This window comes from Micromonospora sp. DH13 (genome assembly GCF_020873825.1).
GTDB classification, from domain to species: domain Bacteria; phylum Actinomycetota; class Actinomycetes; order Mycobacteriales; family Micromonosporaceae; genus Micromonospora; species Micromonospora haikouensis.
Genome location: NZ_JAHWGR010000001.1, coordinates 163,094 through 184,640, shown reverse-complemented (window position 1 = coordinate 184,640; position 21,547 = coordinate 163,094). Strand labels below are relative to the sequence as shown.

The window sequence follows — 21,547 nt, the reverse complement described above, 5'->3', positions numbered from 1 at the left end:
ATCCGCGCCCGGCGCGGGGGTCAGCGCCCGCGCACCGCCCGACGGATCTCCACCGGCAGCGCGGGCGCGCCGTCGACCGGGGCCGGGTCCTCGGGCGTGGGGGCGATCCCGCCGGCGGCGATCCGGTCCAGGGTGGCCAGGCCGGCGGCGTCCACCTCGCCGAAGACGGTGTAGTTCGGGCGCAGCGCCGAGTCCGCGTACACCAGGAAGAACTGGCTGCCGTTGGTGTCGGGGCCGGCGTTGGCCATGGCGAGCAGGCCCCGGGCGTAGACGCGGCGCTCACCCGTCGGGTCCGTCGGCGCGGGCGGCAGGTCGGTGGGCAGCTCGTCGGCGTACCGGTAGCCCGGCCCGCCCTCGCCGGTGCCCGACGGGTCGCCGCACTGCAGCACGCTCAGCGTCGGGTACGCGGTGAGCCGGTGGCACGGCGTGCGGTCGTAGAACCGGTGCCGGGCCAGGTGCAGGAAGCTCTGCACGGTGCAGGGGGCCTGCTCGCGGTCGAGGGTCAGCCCGATCGGGCCGTGGTTGGTGCGCAGCGTGACCCGCACGGTGCCGTGGTCGGGCGTCCGGCGGGGGTCGGGCGGCAGCGGGACGGGCCGGGCCGGCGGCTCGTCGGGGGTCTCGGTGTACGCGCACGGCCCGGGGGTCGTCTGCGGCGGTGCCTCGGCGACGGCTCCCCCGGTGGCCGACCGCGGCGCGGCGACGGCGACGGCGGCGCTGCCGCCGACCAGGCCCGTGGCGAGCAGCGCGACCCCGGCGAGCCGGGGCAACGCCCGTGGCCGGCGGGGACGGGCCGGGGGCGGCGGGACCGGCTGCCGGCGGGATGACCTCGACACGTGGCGTCCTCCTGGGCTCGTGACTCCAGAAAGATCGCAGTCTATGGATCGGGTCGCCCTCCTGTCGACGGCGACACGCGCCGGGACTCCGGCGACGGCGGCGAGGCGGTGCCGGCGAGCCAGACCCCGACCACGATGGCCACCACCGCCAGGGCCAGCACGGCGACCCGGGGCCCGCCCAGGGTGATCGTCTCCCGGAACGCGGTCACCCCGAGCACCACGCTCACCACCGGGTCGGCGAGGGTGAGCGCGGTGAGCGGAGCGGCGATCCGGCCGCTCTGGAAGGCGCTCTGGTTGATCACCAGCCCGGTCAGGGCGACCACGGCCGAGGCGGGCAGCAGCGGGTCGACCACGAGGGCGCGCAGATCGCCGTGGAAGCCGCCGGTCAGCGCCTTGACCAGGGCCGCGGCGACGCCGTACAGGGTGCCGGCGGCGAAGCCGAGCAGCGCGCCCCGGGCCGCCCCGGTGACCAGCGCCGACAGCGCCAGCGCGACCGCGACGACCCCGCCCACGCCCAGCGCCACCCGCCACCAGGCGCCCGCCGTCGGCGCCGGGATGCCCGCCTGCGGCTCGGCGGCCGTCAGGAATGCCGCCAGGCCGACCAGGCCCACCGTCGCGCCGAGCAGGTCCCGCGCCCCCGCCCGGCGCCGGTTCCAGCCGGCCTCGATCAGGATCGCCATGAACAGGCCGCTGGCCATCAGCGGCTGGACGAGCGCCAGCGGCCCGAACCGCAGCGCCACCGCCTGCAGGCCGACGCCGGCGACGTCGGGTGCCCAGCCGAGCCGCCACAGGCGCGTGCGCAGCAGCCGCAGCAGCAGCCGGGGGTCGAGCGGGTGGTGCCGCCGCTGGCGCTTCGCGGCCCGCTGGTGCATGGTCGTGGACACCGCGAAGCAGAACGCGGCGCCCAGGGCGCACGCCACCGCCAGGGTCATGGCCCCGGCACCCGGTGCTCGCCGAGCGGGCCCACGGTCCAGCCCCGGCGGCGGCACTCCGCCAGCAGCCGGGGCAGGGCGGCGAGGGTGGCCCGCCACGCGCCGGGGGCCGCGGCGCAGTCCGCGTCGTGCAGCAGGACGGTGTCGCCGCCGGCCAGCCGGGCGGTGACGGTGTCGAAGACCGAGTCGGGGGTCGCCGACGCCGTCCAGTCGCGGCCCCAGCGGGCCCACAGCACGGGCGTCAGCCCGAGCCGCACGCTCGCCAGCAGCGCCGGGCCGGTCAGCACCCCGTACGGTGGGCGGAAGAAGCGTGGGGCCCGGCCGGTGGTGGCCTCGACCAGTGCCCGGGCCCGGGCCAGGTCCCGGTAGGTGGCCAGCGGGCACCGGCCCAGCAGGTTGCGGTGGTCCCAGCCGTGCACGGCGACCTCGTGCCCGGCGGCGACGAGGTCCGCCGCCAGCCAGGGCGACCGCACGAGCATCGTGCCCAGCACGAAGAACGTGGCCCGCGTCCGATGCTCGGCGAGCGCGTCGAGGAACCGGGGGGTGGACTCGGGGTCGGGCCCGTCGTCGAAGGTCAGGGCGATCCGTCCGGGCCGGCCCGCGCCGCCGAGTCGGGGGAAGAGCCGGCGGCGCACCGGCCCCACGGCGGTGGTCGTGGGGCCGAGGTGGGCGGCGAGCGCGACCGCCGCGGCACCGGCCAGCGCGAGGGCGGGCCGGCGCGGCCCGCGCGGCGCGGTCACCGCCCGCCCGTCCACCGGATCGAGGGCAGCACCGTGGCCAGCACGCCGACCGCCTCGTCCACCGCGTCGAGCACGGCCCTCCTCCTGCGGTACGCGGCGCAGCCGGCGCCGGCCTGCCGCCCCACCTCGTCGGCGACCAGGCCGGCGGGGTCCGCCCAGCCGCCCGTCCACCCGTCGGGGTCCGGCGGCTGCGACGCGGCCAGCGCGGCCACCGCCCGCCGCAGCTGCTCGGCGGACGGGGCCCAGCGGGTCAGCCCGGCGGCGGCGAGGACCGTGGCGTTGGCCCGGCCGTGTCCCGGCAGGGGGCGGTAGGTGATCACCGGCACCCCGCAGCTCAGCGCCTCCTGGCAGGTCAGCCCGCCCGCGTTCTCCACCACCACGTCCACGGCCCGCATCAGCGTGGGCATGTCGTCGACCCAGCCGAGGACGTGCGGGGTGAGCCCCCGCAGCCGCTGGCGCAGGGTGGCGTTGCGGCCGCAGACGACCACGGTGCGCACTCCGTCGGCCGCGGCCACGTCGGCGACGGTCGCCTCGATGTCGCCCGTCCCCCACGCACCGGCCACGATCAGCACGAGCCGTTCCCGCTCCGGCAGCCCGAAGCGCCGCCGCGCCGCGCGGCGACTCGTCCCCGTCGCCGCCGGGAAGTCGACCGAGACCAGTGGGGCGACCGTGCGCACGTCGAGCGACCCGGCGGCTCCCGACGCGTCGTGCCGGGCGTGCCGCAGGGTGCAGTAGATGTCGACGCCGGGCGCGACCCAGGTGGGGTGCACGACGAAGTCGGTGACGTAGGTGACCAGTGGGACGGGGAGCAGCCCGCTGCGGCGCAGCGGGCCCAGGAGCTGGTTCGCGAACGGATACGTGGTGACGACCGCGCGGGTGCCGGACGGTACGGCCCGCCGGGCGCGCCCGCGCAGCGGCGCGAGCGCGCCCCGCAGGACGGCCACCACGAGCCGGGACCGGCCGGTGATGGTGAACAGCGCGTCGTATCCCCACGGCGCCCAGCGCAGCACGCCCCGGTACGCCTCGCGGAACATCCACCGCGCCGGGCGGGGCAGGAGGTCGAGGAAGTTCACCCGGTGCACCGCGAAGCCCCGGTCGGCGAGCCGACGGGTCAGCTCGGCGGCGGCCGAGTCGTGCCCGGCCCCCACGTCCGCCGACACGACGACGATCGTTCCCCGGTGCTGCGCGTTCACCGCGCGCGCTTACCCGTTCGGCGGGGCTTGACTCCCGTCCGGCGTCCCGGGTCGGCGCGGGAGCGTCAGGCCCGGCGTCGGCGGCGGTGCAGGAGAACGGCGGCGAGCAGGCCGACCAGCGCGGCGGCCGCGGCGACGAACGGCCAGGACGCCGCCCAGCCCCGCGGGGCGACCCGGTGGGCGGCCACCGCGCGGGGCTCGGGGGTGATCGCCGCGCCGACCGTCGGGGACGCCACGGGGGCACCGTTTGCGGCCGTCTCCCCCGGCGCGACGAGGCGGCCCACCGAGGCGTCGCGGGGCAGCGAGAAACCCCAGTCCAGCAGCGTGGCACCCTGCTCCCAGCCGCGCATCGGCTGGGGCTCGGCGCCGAGCAGGGTGACCACGAGCCGCCGGCCGCCGCGCTGCGCCGCGCCCACGTAGGTGTGCCGGGCGTAGTCGGTGAAGCCGGTCTTGCCGCCGAGCGCGCCCGGGTAGCGGTAGATGAGCTGGTTCTCGTTCTGGATCTGGAAGCCCTTCTGACGCAGCGCGGGCTGGTCGGGAATCCGGGCCTGCTCGGTCAGCGCGTACCGGCGGAAGGTGGGATCGGCGAAGCAGACCCGGGCGATCAGCGCCAGGTCGTAGGCGCTGGTGAACTGGCCGGGCCCGTCCAGGCCGGACGGGGTCACCGCGTGGGTCTGCAGGGCGCCGAGGCGGCGGGCCTCCGCATTCATCGCCCGCACCCCGCCGGCCGCGCCGTCGGGGCCGGCGATCAACCGGGCCAGCACGTTCGCTGCCTCGTTGCCCGACTGCAGCAGCAGCCCCAGGAAGACGGTCTCGACGGTGTAGCGGCCGCCCTCCAGCAGGCCCACCGCCGAGCTGCCGGGGGCGATGTCCAGGTCCTCGTGGGTCACCGTGACGACCCGCTTCGGGTCGAGCTTCGGCAGCGCGGTGGCGGTCAGCAGGAGCTTCTGCACGCTGGCCGGCGTGGCGTACTCGTGTGGGCCGCAGCCGCCGAGCACCGCCCCGGTGTCCAGGTCGGCGACCAGCCAGGAGGTGGCGGTGACCGCCGGTGGCGCGGGCGCGTCGACCGGCACGACGAGGGCCGGGGTCGCCAGTGCCGGGCCGCCCACCGTCTGGTGCAGCGGCACCGACGGCGGGGGCGTGGGCCGTGGGGAGCGCTCCACCCGCGGTGCCTGCGCCCTGGGGCAGGGCACCGGGGCCGCGGGCGCGGCGGCCCGGCCGCTCGGGTCGGCGTGGACCGGCGCGGGCGCCCCGGACGTGCCGAGGACGACGGCGGCGGCGAGGGCCAGCACCGGTGCTCTCATGCCCTGCACCCTAACGGTGCGGCCGGTCGCTGTCCGGCGGACGCGCGCCGGAGGCGGGGTGTTCTCGCGTTCGACGCGGGCGGGCCGGCGGGTGCCGAAAATTCGCCGGGGAAAGGGTTGAACGATCGCCGCCGAAGATCCGTACTCACCGGCGAAGGAAAACGGGTCGTCCACGATCGCCATGCCGGGGCGGTCACGACGTGTCCGCTTGTCCGTGGAACCGTCCGGAACCATTCCGGGAACGGGCGTGACGCCGTTCCCACCGGCCGGTCTCCGGTTTCTTTCAATCGTCACGGCACACCGCCGGCGACGCGTTCGGGAATTGACGCCGGACGCTGCGGCGGTCAGGACAAGGAGAGGTGCATGGTCAGGCGCACGCGAAAGAATGCCGTCCTGAAGCTCGGCGGGGTCGGTGCCTTCGCGGCACTGGTGCTCGGTGCCGGGCTGTCGCTGGCGTCCGCCGGCGAGAACACGGCGACGGCGGTGTCGGTCACCTGTCCGACCGTGGCCGACAAGCTGGGCGCGGTGCCGGCGGCCGCGAAGGCGGGGGTGGACCAGGAGCTGCGCAACCTGGAGACCCAGATCGCCAACGTCAACGCCCGGCTGGCCCGCGAGCCGGGGGCCGCGTCCGGCCAGCTCAACGACATCGCCGGCAAGCGCCGGGCCGTGCTCGACCGGATCCGGCTGAACATCACCCGGGTCGGCGGCACCGCCCCCGCCGGCCTCGACCAGCTCGCCACCTGCACGCTGCGCAACGGCGCGGCCCCGGCCAACGCGGGCGCCAACAACGGCAACGCCGGCAACTCCGGCAACAACGGCGCGGTCGCGGCCGGTGGCGCGCAGACCGTGAACTGCCCGGACGTGCGCGGCCAACTGCCCGCCGTGCCGGCCGGCGCGACGGCGGGGGTCCAGCAGGAGCTGGCGAACCTGGACCGGGAGATCGCCGCCGCGAACGCCCGACTCGCCCAGCTCGCCGTGAAGCCCGAGGGGGGCCCGAACTTCGTCAACAACGCCATCCTCGGCCCGCTGAAGAGCAAGCGGATCGCCGTGCTCGACCGGATCGCGCTCAACATCGCGCGGGCCGGCGGGCAGCGCCCCGACCTGTCCAGCCTCGCCACCTGCGGCCTCAACGCCGCCGGGGCGGGCAACGCGGCCGGCGGCAACAACGCGGCCGGCGGCAACAACGCGGGCAACGGCAACGCGGGCAACAACGGCGGTAACGCGGGGGCCGGCAACAACGCGGGCAACAACGGCGGTAACGCCGGCAACGGCAACAACGGCGGCAACGTCGGCGTGGCGCAGACGGTGAACTGCCCGAACGTGCGCAACCAGGTCGGCGCCGTGCCCGCTGCCGCCGCCGGCCAGGTGCAGAGCGAGCTGAACCAGCTCGACCAGCAGATCGCCGAGGCCAACGCCCGCCTCGCCCAGCTCGCGGTCCGCCCGGAGGGCGGTCCGAACTTCGTCAACAACGCCATCCTCGGCCCGCTGAAGGACAAGCGGGTGGCGGTGCTCAACCGGATCGCCACCGACATCGGCCGGGTCACCGGCCAGCGCCCCGACCCGCGTCTGGACCTGGCCACCTGCGGCCTGAACTGACCGACGGGCAGGCGCACTTCCGCGGGCCCCGCCCGGTGGACCCCCACCGGGCGGGGCCCGCCGCGTCCGCCGGGTGCCGGGCCTCCCGGCGGGATGTCTGCGCTTTGAGACTTTTCCACCCTCAAAAGCTGCCGAGCGGGAACAGCGTCGAGAAAAGTCTTCACGGACGGTCGAATGAGACAATTGAAGCGACAAGGCCCCGGGGCGACCGCCGGTCGGAGTCGCCCCGCCCGTCGCTCGCGTGAAGGGTTCGCATGACGCAGCCAGCACGGTCCATCGCCGACAGCCACGACATGATCGAGGTACGCGGCGCCCGGGAGAACAACCTCGCCGCCGTCTCGGTGGACATCCCCAAGCGCCGCCTGACCGTCTTCACGGGCGTCTCCGGCTCGGGGAAGTCCTCGCTCGTCTTCGGCACCATCGCCGCCGAGTCGCAGCGGATGATCAACGAGACGTACAGCGCCTTCCTCCAGTCGTTCATGCCCAGCCTGTCCCGGCCCGACGTCGACTCGCTGCGCAACCTCAGCGCCGCGATCGTCGTCGACCAGGAGCGGATGGGGGCGAACTCGCGGTCGACCGTCGGCACCGCGACCGACGCGTACGCGATGCTGCGCATCGTCTTCAGCCGGCTGGGGCAGCCGCACGTCGGCCCGGCCGGCGCGTTCAGCTTCAACCTCGCCGAGGGGATGTGCCCCACCTGCGAGGGGCTCGGCCGGGTCTCCGACCTCGCCGTCGACCAGCTCGTCGACGTGGAGCGCTCGCTCAACGACGGGGCGATCACCGTGCCGAACTTCGCGGTCGACTCCTGGTACTGGCAGACGATCGTCGGCTCCGGCCTGTTCGACCCCGACGTCAAGCTCCAGGACTTCACCGCGCAGCAGTGGCAGGACTTCCTGCACAAGCCGGCCACCAAGATGAAGGTCGGCAACCACACCATCACCTACGAGGGCTTGGCGGTGAAGGTCCGCCGGCTCTACCTGAGCAAGGACAAGGAGCCGACGCAGCCGCACATCAAGGCGTTCGTCGAGCGGGCGGTGACGTTCGCGACCTGCGGCGACTGCGCCGGCACCCGGCTCAACCGGGCCGCCCTGTCCGCGCGGATCGCCGGCCGCAACATCGCCGAGTGCAGCGCGATGCAGATCAGCGACCTCGCCGCGTTCGTGCGCGGCATCGACGACCCGTCGGTGGCGCCGCTGGTGGGCAACCTGCGGGAGCTGCTCGACTCGCTGGTCGAGATCGGCCTGGGCTACCTCAGCCTCGACCGCGAGTCGGGCAGCCTCTCCGGCGGTGAGGCCCAGCGGGTCAAGATGGTCCGGCACCTCGGGTCCAGCCTCACCGACGTCACGTACGTCTTCGACGAGCCTACGGTCGGGCTGCACCCGCACGACATCGCCCGGATGAACGGCCTGCTGCTGCGCCTGCGCGACAAGGGCAACACGGTCCTGGTGGTCGAGCACAAGCCGGAGACGATCGCGATCGCCGACCACGTGGTCGACCTCGGCCCGGGGGCCGGCCCGGACGGCGGCCGGATCTGCTACGCCGGGGACGTCGCCGGCCTACGTCGCGCCGACTGCCTGACCGGCCGGCACCTCGACCACCGGGCGCGCCTGCGGGAGCACGTCCGCACGCCCACCGGGCACCTGCCGATCCGCGGCGCCGACCTGCACAACCTGCGCGACGTCGACGTCGACCTGCCGCTCGGCGTGCTGACCGTCGTCACCGGCGTGGCCGGCTCCGGCAAGAGTTCGCTGATCCACGGCTCGCTGCCCCGCCGGGAGGGGGTGGTCGTCGTCGACCAGTCCCCCATCCGCGGCTCCCGGCGCAGCAACCCGGCCACCTACACCGGCCTGCTCGACCCGGTCCGGGCCGCCTTCGCCAGGGCCAACAAGGTCAGGCCGGCCCTGTTCAGCGCCAACTCCGAGGGCGCCTGCCCGAAGTGCCGGGGCATCGGCGTCGTCTACACCGACCTCGCGATGATGGCCGGGGTCGCCTCGGTGTGCGAGGAGTGCGAGGGTCGCCGGTTCACCCCGCAGGTGCTCGCGTACACGCTGCGCGGCAAGAACATCAGCGAGGTGCTCGGCATGTCGGTGACCGAGGCGCGCGACTTCTTCCCGACCGGGCCGGCCCGGTCGGTGCTGGACCGCCTGGCCGACGTCGGCCTGGGCTACGTCGGCCTCGGCCAGCCGCTGACCACCATCTCCGGGGCGAGCGGCAGCGGCTCAAGCTGGCCATCCACATGGGCGAGAAGGCGCACACCTACGTGCTGGACGAGCCCACCACCGGCCTGCACCTGGCCGACGTCGACAAGCTGCTGGCCCTGCTGGACCGGCTGGTCGACGCCGGCAACACCGTGGTCGTCATCGAGCACCACCAGGCGGTGATGGCGCACGCGGACTGGATCGTCGACCTCGGCCCGGGTGCCGGGCACGACGGCGGCCGGATCGTGTTCACCGGCACCCCGGCCGACCTGGTCGCCCACGGGGACACGCTCACCGCCACCCACCTGCGCGAGTACGTCGGCCGGTGAGGCCGGGTCGGGTCCACCGCCGCCGTCGGCCCCGGTGGACCCGACCCGCCCCTGGGCGGGCGCGCGGGGGCTACCGGTAGACGGTCCCCGTCCCGGCGTCGCGGATGGCCCCGGACAGGTTGCCGGTGAGGTTGTTGCCCGGCCCCACGACCGTCGCCACGCAGCCCGGGGAGGCGATGTTCAGGCCGTACCGCTGGGTCCTGACGGCCTGGGAGTCGGTGGCCACGTTGCCGGTGACCACGTTGCCGGCGCAGGGCACCGCCGTCGCCGTGGTGATCCGGATGCCGTCGCGGCCGGCGGTGTCGTCGGCGCTGTTGGTGACCTGGTTGTCGACGAGGTGGTTGTCGTTGCCGCCGTCGACGTTGATGCCGTCCTGGCCGGCCTGGTCGATCCGGTTGCCGCTGACGACGTTGTGGTCGGCGGTCTTGTTGGGCTGGTCGGCGGTCGGCGAGGAGCGGTTGATCTGCACCCCGTGCCCGCCCACGTCGGTGATCACGCAGCCGGTGACGGTGTCCCCGCTGGTGGCCAGCAGCTCGATGCCGTCGCTGGCGGTGCCGCTGACCTGGCAGTCGCGCACCGTGTTGCCCATCGAGGTCCAGGTCTGGTTCTTGCCGTCGAAGACGATGCCCCGCCCCCGCGACGCGGTCACCCGCACCCGCTCGACCAGCATGTTGTTGCCGTCGTCGAAGTCGAGGGCATCGCTGGTGGTGCGCGGCGGGCCACCGGCCGACACGGTGAGGTCGCGGACCACCCCGCGATCCATCCCCTTGGTGTTGAACGGCTCCGTGTCCGCCGCAGCGGAGCTGGAGTTGCGGATCAGCGTCAGGTCCATCCCCGCCCCGGCGAAGGTGACGTTGCGCAGGCCCTCCAGCTTGAAGTACTCCGTGCCCAGGTCGAACGTGCCGGCGGTGAACGCGATCGTGCCGCCGCCGAGCCGGTTCACGTCGGCCGCCGCGCTCTCCACCACGCTCTTGAGGCTGCCCGTCCAGGTCTGCCCCGTCACCTCGGACACGGCGCTGTAGGTGGTGGCCCCGACGCGGCTGATCGTGTATGGCGACGGGTTCGGCGGCGCGGGGACGATCAGTTGCGGCCGGCGGGACCCGACGCCCTCGCGGCTGGTGAGCCGGAAGCCGGTGTCGTTGCTCGTGCTGAGCGCCAGGGTCACCGGCCCGTCCCCGGTGACCAGCGACGACACGTCGACGGAGAGCCAGGTGTCGGCGGCGGTCGGGCCGCTGCTGGCGACGACGGGGCCGATCGGCGGGGCGTTCTGGTAGGTCAGCGTGTCCTCCCGCCAGTCGTCGGCGGAGACGCCGTGCACGCTCAGCCCGGTGCTGCTCGCGGTCTCGGCGTACAGCCGCAGCACCGCCGACGGCTCGTCGCCCGCGCCGGTCACGTCGAAGCGCAGGTACGCGACCTGGCGCGGCGATCCGTCGACCCGCAGCGAGACGGCCGTGCCGTCGTTGCGGGTCGGACGGGCGGCATCCACGGTGGCGTCGGCCACGGGGGTCAGGGTCGCCGCCGCGGCCGGCGCGGCGGGCCCCGCCAGGGCCGCGCCGGCCAGCAGCAGGACCGCCACCACGCGGCCCGCAGTCCTCCGGTGTTCACTTGTCATGTCTCCTCCAGCCCCATATGCACGAGGTCGGGGCGACGCCCGGTCGGGACGCCGCCCCGTCAGCTGTCCACGGGCGCCTCCACGTCGTGGTCGGCGCCGCGCTGCGCCGGTGGCACCGCGCCGTCCGGCGAGCGCCGGCGACGGAGGAACACCCACAGCGGCAGCAGCGCGAGTACGCCGCCGCTGGCCACCACGGCACCCCAGGCGGGCAGGCCCCAGTGGTCGTCGTGCTCCTGCTGGCTGTCCATCGCCACGTCGTGGTCGATGTCGACGCCCAGCAGCTCCGCCAGCACCTCCAGGTATCTCGCGCCGAACCGCTCGCTCGGTTCGACATGGGTGTTCTCGCTGAACTCGTTCCAACTGATCACGCCGAGCGCGTCGGGTTGGGACAGCCGTGCCGCGGCGAAGGACGCCCGCAACGTCTCGCCGTCGCGGCGGTCCACCTCCCGCTGCCCGCCGAGTTGACGGCCGTCGTACCCGGGGGCGACCGGGGCGATCCACAGCCCGCCGTGCAGGTGCACCGCCCGGGACATCGCCGCCAGCCGGTCCCGGGTGCGGCCGCCGACCGGGTCCGCCGACGACCAGTAGTACGCGTGACCGTCGAGCGCCGTGCCGTACGTCGCCACCTCCTCGGTCGACTTGGCGGCGCCGAGGACCAGCAGCCGCTGCCGTGCGGCGCGGACGGTGTCGGCGACCTCGGTGGCGGTGAACCGGTCGCTGCCGTTCCAGACGACCACCGGCTTGTCGAAGACGTCGAAGACCGGGTCGGCGGCGTACCGGTCGGCGAAGAGGCCGAGGTCGGCGCGGACGGTGGCCAGGGGCAGGGGCTTGCGGCTGAAGTCGAGCCCCTGGTAGACGATGCCGAGCCGGAAGTCCTCCGCCCGGGCCACCTCGACCAGCCTGGCCAGCCGGTCGTCGAGCTGCGGGGTGTGCTTCCAGGAGACCAGGAAGCCGGTCACCCCGGCCGCCTTGGCCATCCGCACATGCCGCCGCATGATCTCGGTGTCGTCGCTGGAGTACCGCCCGAGCTGCGGATAGTCGATCTTCGCCCGGTTCCAGGAGGTCGGGTTGAACCAGATGTAGTAGTGGGCGAGCACGGGCACCGGGGCGGCGGCGGACGGGGCCGGCGCGGGGCCGCCCGCCGCCCGGGCGGGCCGCGACGCGACCACGCCGACGACGGCGGCCACCAGCAGCACCGCCAGGACGGACCCGAGCCCGAGCCGCAGTGGCCGCCGCCACCGGCCGGTCCGCTGGTGCGCCGGGCGCGCCCGGCGGGGCAGCGGGATCCGCAGTCGCCGCCGCAGCGCCGGCCGGCCCACCAGGACCAGGCCGACGGCCACCCCGAGCACGCCGCACACCACCAGGGCCAGGTCGACGGCGCTGATCACGCTGAGCGTCACCTGCTGGTCGCGGCTGATGCTCACCGGCCGCCCGAAGGAGACCCCGCCGCCCAGCACGGTCACCGTGTAGGTGCCCCGGGGCAGGTCGGGCACCAGGACGGTGCCGTCGGCGGCGAACGGCAGCCGCTGCACGCGCCCGTCGGCGCGGGTGAGCCGGATGCCGTCGCCGGCCCGTCGGGCGAAGAACATGTCGTCGGCGGTGAAGGACACCTTGAAGAAGAGCAGCTCGATCAGCCAGTCCTGGCGTTCCCACGGGACGAACTTGTGGCCGGCCCGGTTCACCACCGAGGTGCCGTCGACCATGACGGTGTCGACCACGTAGTAGAGCTGCTTGGAGGCCAGGCCCCGGGGGCCCTGCTGGGTGCGGCTCTCCGCGACCCAGAGCGGCCGGGCCAGGTCCGCCCCGGTCAGCTCGATCACCTCGCCGGTGTTGCTGCGCAGCCGCATCTCGGTCACCCGGTCGACCGGGACCGGCGCGCCGTCGCGGTCGGCGTAGCGCCACGTGACGCGACGCTGCGTGCGCAGCCCCACCTCCACGGTGCGGCTGTGCACCCCGTGGTCGAGGCTGCCCCGGAACCGGTCGAGCAGCACCCGGCGGTCGGGGCTCACCTCGGTGGGCACCACCGTGAACCGCTGGTCCAGGCCGGTGAAGTTGCGCACCCGCACGCGCAGCCGCCCCTTGGGGTCGGAGCGGGCCGTGTTGCCGTCGACGGTGACGACCACCCCCTTGATCGGCGGCACCATCTGGATCTTCAACGTGCCGGGCAGCGCGGACGCGGGCGCGGCCACGGCGGGGGCCGGCAGGAGCAGCACCGCCAGCACGCCGAGCAGCAGCGGCAGCAGCCGCCGGGCGGTCACCGGTGCCTCCGCCGGCCGCGCAGCGCCGCCGCCGCGACCAGCGCCGCGACCAGGCCGACCGCGACGGCGTACGACGCGTAGACCGGCCGGGGGTCGGGACGGTGCACCGCCACCGGCACCCGCTCGGCGCTGAGCAGCACGCCGGGGCGCGGCGGCGCGGCGAAGTCGAACGCGCCCAGGAACGTCTGCGCCTTCGCGTCCCGGCTGGCCAGCGGCTTCACCCCCCAGTTGACCTCGATGAACTTCAGGGCGGAGGTGAAGTCGAGGGTGGTCGAGTCGACGTACCCCCGGCGGGCGTACGGGCTGACCAGCAGCGCCGGCACGCGGAAGCCGTAGCCGTAGCGGTCGACCTGCGGCGGGGTGACGTGGTCGTACCAGCCGCCCCAGTCGTCGTAGGACCACAGGAACGCCGAGGACGACCAGTCCGGGGAGCGCATGAGCTGGGTGAGCAGCGCCCGGACGAGGTTCTGGCCGGATCCGATGTTGCCGGGCGGGTGTTCGCTGTTGCCGGCCGGGGCGATGAAGGACACGGCGGGCAGGTCGCCCCGGGCGGCGTCGGTGTAGTACTCGTCCAGGTCGACGATCTTGCTGGACAGCCGGGGGTCGTCGACGTAGCGGGCGTACGCGAGCAGGGGCACCCAGATCACCTGCGCGCCCCGGTCGATGTTCTCCTCCTCCACCCGGGACCGGAAGGTGATCGTCGGGTCGTAGTTCTGCACGTAGAACTTCCAGCTGATCCCGGCCGCCTCCAGCCGGTCGAAGATGGTGGGGATGTCCCCCCCAGCCCTGCGCCGGGATGGTCTCGGCCTTGCCGGCGGCGCCCGGCCCGCCGGTCACCCGGTACATGTGGTTGCGGATGCTGCCGGAGTTGGAGGAGCTGAAGAAGCGGTCGAACAGCACGTACTCGTCGGCGATGTTCCAGTAGTAGGGCAGGTCCCGCTCGTCGTAGTAGGCCATCGCCATCCGGCCGTCCTTGCCCTGCTTGCTCACCCCCTCGACGAAGCCGTCCATCCGGCCGCCGTTGTACTGGACGCGGAACGCCTCGGCGGAGTGGTCCAGGTCGATCGCGCCGAGCTTGCCGATGTGGAACGGCGTGACGCAGGGCTCCGGCACGCCCCGCTTGACCGGCATGCAGACGTCCTTCGGGTATCCGTCGACGCCGGGTCGGGTGCCGAAGTAGTTGTCGAAGGTGTGGTTCTCCTGCATGAGGAAGACGAAGTGCTCGACGGGCGTGGTCGTGCGGGGGGACGGGGCCGGCGCGCCGGGGGCCGGGGCTGACGCGCTCGGGGTCGGCGCGGGTCGGGCCAGCGCCGCCGCCGGGCAGGCCGACAGGGCCAGGCCCGCCAGCGCCACCACGAGCGACGTCCGGCGGGCCCACCGCGGCACGGCGGCGGACGGCGGGACGGGGGTCGGACGGATCATGGACGCACCTCGTAGACGACCACCACGGGCACCGGCGTCACGCGACCCGAGGCGCCGGTGGTCCCGACGTACTCGGTGTGCACGACCCGGCCGTGGTACCGGCGGACGAGCGTCATCAGCCGGTCGGCGAAGAAGGGGGACCGCCGCGCGGAGAACGAGTCCCACACGACGTAGTGCAGATTGTTGTTGCGCAGCCACCCGTCCGGGTTGTTCAGCGGCACGTAGGACGGGTTGCGGTGCAGCGGGTTCGGGCTAACCGACAGGCCGTAGCTCTGCCGCTGGCTGTAGAACCGCACGATGTTCGACATCGAGGGGCCGAGGGTGAGGATCACCGAGCCCTCCGGGGTGTGCTCGGTGATCCAGTGCCCCGCCTCCCGGCCGCCCGGCACGCCGCCGGAGCCGGCGAGGAACGTCGAGCTGCCCTGGTGGCTCACCGCGTCCCAGGACGACGCCGCCAGGGTCGAGGCGACCAGGCCGACGGCGGCCAGCCGGACCAGCCAGCCGGCCCGGGCCGGCACCGGGCGGGCGGGACCGCCCCGGCCGGGCCAGCGCAGCCGCGTCGGCACCGGCAGCAGGACCAGGGCCCGCGCGCCGAGCAGCACCACCGGCACCGCCACCGGCAACAGGTACTGGAAGCCCTTGACCGGCCAGAGCTGGAAGAACACCACCGGCACGGCGATCCACGACAGCAGCAGCGTCTCCCGCCAGCCGTTGCGCCTGCGGGCCCACCAGAGGCCGCCCGCCGCGGCGACGAGCAGCAGCACGCCCATCGCCGTCGGCACGTTCTCCAGGTAGAACGACATGGGATGGTTGGGCCGGCGGAACAGCTGCCACACCAGGTAGTTGCGGCCGCTGTTCGACCCACCGGCGAGGGCCTGGGATACGGGGTGCGCCGCGAAGACGACGGCGAGCACCGGCAGGGCCAGCAGGGTGGCCCGCACCGGCCGCCGCACGCGCGGGGTCAGCGCCAGGAACGCGTAGACGCTGCCGGCCAGCACGACGCTGGTCTCCTTCGCCAGCATGGTGAGCCCGAGCATCCCGGCGGTGGCCAGATACCAGGCCAGCTCCTGCCGCTGGACGTAGCGGACCATGCAGTAGAGCGTCAGCGTGCTGAGCAGCACCATCGGCCCGTCCAGCAGGATCTGCCGGGTCACGATCACGTGGTACGGCATGACCGCGAGCAGCAGCGCGGCGAGCAGCCCGACCCGGCGGCCGTAGAGGCGCGCCCCGAGCGGGTACACCGCCAGGACGGTGAGCACCCCGATCGCCGCGACGACCCACCGGCCGCCCATGCCCACCTCGCCGACGCGCAGCAGCGGGGACAGCAGCGCCTGGAACAGCATCGGGTGCGCCCGGAACACCGGGAACAGGTCGGCGTAGCCGGGGTTGCCGGCCAGGGAGGCGGCCTGCCCCGCGTACACCACCTCGTCGCTGTTGAAGCCGAAGAGGTCGATCCGCCAGGACCGGACGAGCAGGGCCAGCCCGCCGATCGCGGTCAGCGCGGCGGCCACCGCCCACCGGCGGCGGGTCAGCGCCGGCAGCCACGCCGCCGGCGGCGGGATCCGGCGGCGGGCCGGGCCGTCCGGGTGGTCCCGGCGCTGGCCCGGCACGACGGCCGTGACCGCGTCCGGCTGGCTCACGCGGGCTCCCCGGCGGCCGTCAGATCCCCGCTCCAGCGCGGCCACGCCTGGGCGGGCACGACGCGGGTCGACGCCGGCCCGCGCTCGCCGCGCAGCAGCCGGGGGATGTCGTCGGCCCAGCCGAACCGGTCGGAGACGAGCACCCGGCTGCGGACGTGGGACAGGAAAACGGCCAGGATCTCCCGCTCCCGCAGGCGCAGCTCCGGGTAGTGCAGGCCGTCGATGGCCAGCGACGGCGCGAGATACCGGAAGGGCGGGAAGCCGTACGCGTCGTCGGTGTTGCGGATCATCCGGGTGACCGTCTCGTCGTGGTCGAGTTCGCTCATCGCGGGCCGCCCGCGCTCGATGACGAAGAGCTCCTCGACCCGGGTCGTGGTGCCGATGCGGCACGGCACCAGCCGGTCGACGCTGTACTTCGGCGGCGGCACCAGCAGCTGGGTGACGGCGTTGATGCCCATGATCGGCAGGTTGAACCGGGCCAGGGTCAGCGCCAGCGACCGGCCGCCCTTGGAGTGCAGCCGGCTCTGCCACTGCAACCGCCGCCACTCCCGGGGCGTCAGGTCCTGCGCCTGCACGGCCCGCAGCGTGTGCGCGCTGATGGTCAGCGGCTTCGGGAAGCAGGTCGCGGTGCCGTCGGGCCGCACGATCGTCATGTCGTCGGAGAGGAACAGCCCGCCGTGGTCGCGCAGCAGCCGCAGCACCGTGGCGGTCTTGCCGGTGTCGGTGAGCGCGGAGAGCATCACCCCGACCCCGTCGAGGGTCACGCAGGCCGAGTGCAGCAGCATGTGGCCCCGGGCGACCATCACGAACCGCAGCAACGCCTCGACGATGTTCGTGTAGACCACGTGCGGGGACCGGGCCAGCAGCGGGCCCACCTGGATCTCGATGGGCGAGCCGAGCTGGATGCGGAAGTTCGCGCCCAGGCGCCCGAGCTGCTCCTCGTAGCGCAGCACCGACCGGTCGGCGTACTGGGTCATCGCGGCGCGGCGCTGCGGGCCGCGCCCGCCGACGTCGCTGACCCGCACCGCGATGTCCACGTCGGCGTCGGCGACCCACTGGGCGCGGAAGAACTCCAGCTCCGGCAGCATGATCTGGGACCCGATGGTCACCACCCCGGCCACGTCGTAGCGGTACTTGAGGTACTGGTAGCGATGGCGCGAGGGCGGGGTGACCGCCTCGGCGGCGCCGGAGGCGATCAGCAGCCGGACCGGGTCGCGCCGACCACGGTCCAGCGCCGCGTAGATGACCTGGTCGTTGACGAGGAAGCGGACCAGGAACAGCGCCGCCAGGGTCGCCGCGTTCGCCACCAGCACCCCGACGCCCGCGAACACCAGGGCCTGCAGCACGGGCAGCCGCAGCAGCAGCAGGACGTTGTTGAGCAGGAAGAACCGCACCGCCCGGGCGGGCAGGGAACCGACCCGGGTGCGCCGGTAGATGAGGTTGTCCACCAGCAGGAAGTTCCACGAGGTCGACAGCTGGGTGGCCAGCGCCGCGCCCAGCAGGTGGTGCAGCCTGGCGGGTTCGTAGAAGAACCAGAGCGCCGCCGTGTTCACCACCATCCCGGAGAGCCCGACCAGCCCGAAGCAGACCATCCGGACGAGCTGGCGCACCCGGTCGGCCGGGGTACGCGGGCGACGCCGGATCTGCCCGACCAGCCGCCGGCCGCGCAGCCGCGACAGGTGCCGCAGGAACGTCACCCCCTCCCGCAGGGACGCCTTGGACCGGCCCTCGTGCCGGGGCGCCATCTCGTACGCGACCTCGGCCACCCGGGCGCCGGGATGCCGCACCAGCAGCTCCAGCAGCACCTTGAAGCCGAGCGGGTTCATCCGGTCCAGCCGCACCGCCGCGCGCCGGAACGCGAAGAGGCCGCTCATCGGGTCGCTCACCGTCGCCAGCCGGCGCGGGAACATGGCCTTCACCAGCCGGGTGGCCGCCGACGAGGTGGCCTCCCGCAGCGGGCCGTCCAGGCCGGCGCTGGAGCCCCGGCCGGCATACCGGGTGCCGATCACGACGTCGACGTCGTGCCGCATGGCGACCGCCGCGAGCGTCGCGGCCGACTCCGGCGGGTGCTGCAGGTCCGCGTCCATGACCAGGACCCACTCGCCGAGGGCGTGCCGGGCACCCAGCAGGACGGCCCCGCCGAGGCCGCCGGTCCGCGCCTCCGGCGGCCTGTGCAGCAGCCGTACGGGCACCGGGGCCTCGGCGGACGCCACGGCGATCACCCCGTCGGTGCCGTCGTCGCTGTCGTCGACGAACAACAGCTCCGCCCGCAGGGGCGCCAGCAACGGGGCGAGGCGCCCCATCAGCACGGGGATGTTCTCCGCCTCGTTGCGGGTCGGCACGATGACGGTCAGCCGGGGCGGTGGCGCGTCGTCCGGGGCGCGCAGCTCGCGTGGCCGCGGCACCGACTCTTCTCCGACGGCCTGCCGTGCGCGGGCGTCCGGCCCGTGTCCGATCATGGGTAACCTCTCCAGCCTCCGGTTCCCGAGCAGCCCGGAGCCATTCACAGTCATTGGGAGAAACGGCAGAAGAGCGCAGGAATGCGATTCACGTACGCGGTGCGACGCCGACAGAATTCGTCGACTCATAAGTTCGCTCGGGTACGGCAGAGGCTATGGGAAATGGCCGGGAAAGGTCCAACGCCTGAACAGTCGGCAAATTGACATAGCCATTATGTGCAGGGAGATATCCGGTACACGAAAGCCGAGCGAACGATAAAGGCCAAACAATGAGGTCCCCTATTCGTGCGCCCACCCGACCTGCTGCAACTTCCACAAGAATGCCGCGACGCCGAATGGGAAAAGAATTCCCTTTCGGCGTCGCGGCTCACGGCGGGATGCGGTGACCGAATCGCGGGGCGGCCCGGGCACGGAGACGGTCAGCGGGGGGCCGCCACCCCCGCGCCCGGCCCGCCGACACCGATCCCCGCACTCGACGGCAGTTGATCGTGCAGGTCGCTGATGAAGTCGGACCGGCCGGCGCCGCTCCAGTCGCACCACGTACCCGCCGGTGCGGGGCTTCGGCAGCCCCGGGAACTCTCGATCGCGGTCCCCTCGCCCCACTCGTTGTAACTCGTCACCAACTGCCAGGGCGCCCCCGAGGCGTTCATCCGGGCCAGCCCCGCCCGCCAGCGCGCCCGGTCCCGGGACAGGAACGGCGCCTGCCCGTACGGCGATCCGGCCTTCCAGAACCCGGGCGAAACCGTGTACGAGCCCTCACCGGGGGCACCGCTGAAGTCGTGTTCCGCCCGGGCCGGACCGTACTGGTGCCACCCCGCCACCCGCGCCGTCGCAGGACAGCCCGCGTAGCCCGGAAAGACCTTCAGGTTGACGAGGACCGTCTCCCCGAACCGCCGCTGGAGCGACGACTGGGCCTGGGCCCAGCGGTCCACCGTGGCGCAGCCCTGCGCGGTCGTCAGGTCACCGGCGTTGTACACGAAGACGGGCATGCCCCGGTCGGGCAGCACCGCCAGCGCCGAGCCCTGCCCGCCGTAGGTGGCCCGAAGGTAGTGCAGGTCGTCGGCGATCCGCTCGGGCGTCGGGTCGGACGTGCCCTCCGGCTCGTAGTAGGGCGCCCAGCCGAACCCGGTGCCCTGCGCGGCCCGGACCATCGCCGGCCAGTGCCGGTCCGTCACCGTGCCCCGGCCGAACCACGACGCGATACCCATCGCGATCCCGCCGTACCGCATGTCCGCGACCTGAGCCCGCACCACCGACTCCTCGACGGTGTACCGGCCCCGCGACGGCACGTAGTTGGTGAACGGGTCCAGGCCCTGCTGCCGCCAGGCCTCCGGGAACCACGGATAGTAGAAAGCCGCCCTGATCACCGTCGGCGCCCGCACCACCAGGCGGAAGACGACGGTGTGCCGGGCCGCCCCGCCGGCACCGGCGACCACCACGTCGTACGTGCCGGCGCGGGTGGACACCGAGGTCCGCACGGTCAGCACGGCCGACCCGCCGGCGCGGAGCACCGCCGGCTCCACGGTCGCGGCCGTCCCCTCGGGCAGGCCGCCCACCGTGAGGGAGACCGGCTGCGCCGCCCCGGTCGTGACCGCCGTCCGCACCGTGGCCTGGACCAGGCTCCCGGCCACCGCCGAGGCCGATCCGGGCACCACGGCCAGGGAGAAGTCGTCGCCGACGGCCGGGCGGGACACCGTGCTGCCCGCATCCGACCGGACCGGCTCAGCCGGTCGCGCCGGACCGGCGGCGAACTGGCCGCACGCGACGAGACCTACGACCAGCACCGCGGCACATGACATCAGCCCGCTCCCGCCGACGTGGGGTCGACCAGGCTGCGACCCGTCATCAGACAGAACGCAGCAGACCGACGAACGCAACTCCCCCCGGCCGAAGGAAGGGCCCCTTGTTAACGCTTTCTGTATAGGAGGGGCCCCTTCCTAACACTCGGCTGGGTGAGGTGGAGACGCCGCCGGCCGGGCCCCGTGTCAGGGGCCCGGCCGGTGGGTGGCGTGCGTGGGTGTGTGGTGTCAGCTGTTGTTCCAGTGCTGCGCGACGAGGTCGGCGGCCTGCTGCTCCCACTGCGCGTACGCGTCGGGGTAGGCGGAGACCTGCACCGTCTGGGCGGCGTCGGTCAGCGGCATGTCCTGCCAGCCGTCGACCTGTCGGAGGCCCTTGAGGAACGCCGTCGTCGCATACTGCGGGTCGGTGATCTGCTCCGGCGAACCCCACCCGCTGGACGGGCGTTGCTGGAACAGGCCGAGGGAGTCGTGGTCGTTGCGGTCACCCAGGTGACCCAGGTTCTGCAGCTTCGACTCCTGCAGGGCGGTGCCGATCGAGATGACCGCGGCGCGCTCGTCGAGGCCGGTCTTCTTCGTGGCGGCGATGATGGCCTTGGCGTTGGCGGTCTGCTCGGCGTCGAGGTCGATACGCGACTGCGCGCCCTGCACACCGTGCGGGATCAACTTCCCGGCGTCGGTGGTCGTGTCGGCCTGCACGGCCGCGACGGGCCGCGCGTCGACAGTGCCGGTGTCGGTGGTGGTGGCGTGGTTGAGGGGGCCGGCGGCGAGGCCGCCGGCGAACGCGAGTCCGGCGATGCCGAGGACGCTCTTACGCAGGATGGTCGTGTTCATGGGGGTGTCTCCTATCCGGGGGGTCGGCACACGTCCCACATCCGCCGGAGGGGGATGGCGGGGGTGTGCGAGCACCACGTCGAGGCGCCCGAACAACGAACAACGGGGGGAAGAAGGAGGAGGGGGGGTTCGGCTGCCTTGCGGCGCCGGGTCCAGGTGTAACGACCGGCGACCGGCCCCCATTCCCGGGGGATGACTCGGGTGGCGGGGGCGGGCCCTGCCAGATCCGGGGGATCCGGGGTGCTGCTGCGGTCGTCCGTCAGGTGTAACGCCCCCACCCCGGCCGGGATTCCGGCCGCAGGGTGCCGCCCGTCACCACCCCGACCCCGGCCTGACCCGGCCCACCCCCGGCCCGCCCCACACCACCCCGTCGGGTCGGACAATTCGCCCAATCCGGTGAA

The 21,547-nt window shown here is 74.0% G+C and carries 13 protein-coding genes and 2 pseudogenes; 2 read left to right on the top strand and 13 right to left on the bottom strand.

What is annotated here, in order from left to right:
- Positions 1-20: 20 nt before the first annotated feature.
- The 5 genes from LPA42_RS00790 to LPA42_RS00770 form a co-directional block, all read right to left on the bottom strand.
- On the bottom strand, positions 21-833 hold the full coding sequence (locus tag LPA42_RS00790) for a peptidylprolyl isomerase (RefSeq protein ID WP_228986221.1): 813 nt from the start codon (positions 831-833) through the stop codon (positions 21-23).
- A gap of 41 nt (positions 834-874) precedes the next feature.
- Positions 875-1,765, bottom strand: coding sequence for a DMT family transporter (locus LPA42_RS00785; protein WP_077940153.1), 891 nt, complete (start codon positions 1,763-1,765; stop codon positions 875-877).
- A complete protein-coding gene (locus LPA42_RS00780; RefSeq protein WP_077940152.1) occupies positions 1,762-2,520 on the bottom strand; it encodes a polysaccharide deacetylase family protein in 759 nt (252 codons plus the stop codon). Before LPA42_RS00780 ends, LPA42_RS00785 begins: the two co-directional genes overlap by 4 nt.
- A complete protein-coding gene (locus LPA42_RS00775; protein ID WP_077940151.1) occupies positions 2,502-3,698 on the bottom strand; it encodes a glycosyltransferase in 1,197 nt (398 codons plus the stop codon). The genes LPA42_RS00780 and LPA42_RS00775 overlap by 19 nt, the downstream gene beginning before the upstream one ends.
- Before the next feature lie 65 nt (positions 3,699-3,763).
- Positions 3,764-5,002 (bottom strand): D-alanyl-D-alanine carboxypeptidase family protein, encoded by a 1,239-nt coding sequence (locus LPA42_RS00770; protein WP_077940150.1) that lies wholly within the window; start codon positions 5,000-5,002, stop codon positions 3,764-3,766.
- 363 nt (positions 5,003-5,365) lie between these two features.
- Between LPA42_RS00770 and LPA42_RS00765 the strand changes: the two genes are divergently transcribed.
- Both LPA42_RS00765 and LPA42_RS00760 read left to right on the top strand, forming a co-directional pair.
- Complete coding sequence (locus LPA42_RS00765) at positions 5,366-6,598, top strand: hypothetical protein (RefSeq protein WP_228986220.1); 1,233 nt, start codon at positions 5,366-5,368, stop codon at positions 6,596-6,598.
- A gap of 254 nt (positions 6,599-6,852) precedes the next feature.
- Positions 6,853-9,125 (top strand): annotated as a pseudogene (locus LPA42_RS00760) (ATP-binding cassette domain-containing protein).
- Between the two features lie 70 nt (positions 9,126-9,195).
- Here the strand turns inward: LPA42_RS00760 and LPA42_RS00755 are convergent.
- The 8 genes and pseudogenes from LPA42_RS00755 to LPA42_RS00725 form a co-directional block, all read right to left on the bottom strand.
- On the bottom strand, positions 9,196-10,737 hold the full coding sequence (locus LPA42_RS00755) for a right-handed parallel beta-helix repeat-containing protein (protein ID WP_077940149.1): 1,542 nt from the start codon (positions 10,735-10,737) through the stop codon (positions 9,196-9,198).
- Positions 10,738-10,796: 59 nt separating this feature from the next.
- Positions 10,797-12,995 carry a hypothetical protein gene (locus LPA42_RS00750; protein ID WP_228986219.1) on the bottom strand — a complete coding sequence of 733 codons (2,199 nt, stop codon included), beginning with the start codon at positions 12,993-12,995 and terminating at the stop codon, positions 10,797-10,799.
- Positions 12,992-13,768 (bottom strand): alkaline phosphatase family protein, encoded by a 777-nt coding sequence (locus tag LPA42_RS33705; protein WP_255378752.1) that lies wholly within the window; start codon positions 13,766-13,768, stop codon positions 12,992-12,994. Before LPA42_RS33705 ends, LPA42_RS00750 begins: the two co-directional genes overlap by 4 nt.
- A 94-nt stretch (positions 13,769-13,862) precedes the next feature.
- Positions 13,863-14,201: pseudogene (locus tag LPA42_RS34685) on the bottom strand (alkaline phosphatase family protein); the annotation flags it as partial.
- A gap of 212 nt (positions 14,202-14,413) precedes the next feature.
- Complete coding sequence (locus LPA42_RS00740; protein WP_144082838.1) at positions 14,414-16,057, bottom strand: glycosyltransferase family 39 protein; 1,644 nt, start codon at positions 16,055-16,057, stop codon at positions 14,414-14,416.
- Positions 16,054-18,462 (bottom strand): glycosyltransferase, encoded by a 2,409-nt coding sequence (locus LPA42_RS00735; protein ID WP_158229519.1) that lies wholly within the window; start codon positions 18,460-18,462, stop codon positions 16,054-16,056. The genes LPA42_RS00740 and LPA42_RS00735 overlap by 4 nt, the downstream gene beginning before the upstream one ends.
- A 473-nt stretch (positions 18,463-18,935) precedes the next feature.
- Positions 18,936-20,315: a hypothetical protein gene (locus LPA42_RS00730; RefSeq protein WP_144082837.1), complete on the bottom strand. Its 1,380-nt coding sequence runs from the start codon at positions 20,313-20,315 to the stop codon at positions 18,936-18,938.
- A gap of 228 nt (positions 20,316-20,543) precedes the next feature.
- Positions 20,544-21,146 (bottom strand): hypothetical protein, encoded by a 603-nt coding sequence (locus LPA42_RS00725; protein ID WP_077940462.1) that lies wholly within the window; start codon positions 21,144-21,146, stop codon positions 20,544-20,546.
- Positions 21,147-21,547 lie beyond the last annotated feature (401 nt).